Here is a 704-nt window from a genome sequence, read left to right on the forward strand (position 1 = left end):
CGCGGAGCAGGAGTATGTGTTCCGTCTGGTCGTAACAGGAGGCTATTATTACGGCTACTCCAACTTCGCGGAGACGAAGACGGCCAAGGCGCCGAGCGCGGATGCGAAGCTGAGTAATCTGACGCTGAGCGAGGGATCATGGAGTCAGAGCTTCGATGCGGCGACGGAAACTTATACGGTGACCGTGGACCCTGCTGTGACCAGCGTGGATGTCATCCCGGCGATTGCTCAAGCGAATGCGACTATGACGGTGAATGGCGTCTCTTATACGAGCGGCCAGACCGTGCCGGTAACTCTGACGGCCGGCGGCGGCACGATTACGATTGTGGTGACGGCGGAGGACGGAACGACGACCAAGACTTACACTTTAACGGTGCAAAAAGCGCCGGAGCTGACCGCGCAGTATACGCCTGCGGACAATGGAACAGGCGTCGATGTGAACGCGAGCCTGAGCATCAGCTTTAACGAAGCGGTTACGGCGACTGCGGGCAAGAGCATCGTGATCAAAAACGCGGCGAATGACAGCGTTGTGGAGACGATCTCGGCGACGGATGCCTCCAAGGTGACGATCCAAGGCTCGACGGTGACGGTCAACCCGACCTCGACGCTGCTGTACAGCAGCGACTATTATGTGGAGATCGACGAGGGAGCGTTCCGTGCGGCGGCTGGCGGAAGCGGCGGGGTGTATGCGGGCATCGCGGACA

At 59.8% G+C, this 704-nt stretch carries 1 protein-coding gene; it reads left to right on the forward strand.

What is annotated here, in order from left to right; all coding sequences use genetic code 11:
• On the forward strand, positions 1-704 hold a 704-nt coding region (locus tag AC6ROY_RS25460; RefSeq protein ID WP_500103355.1), incomplete at both ends, for a cadherin-like beta sandwich domain-containing protein.

The sequence above is a fragment of the Paenibacillus sp. sg306046 genome, assembly GCF_059821225.1.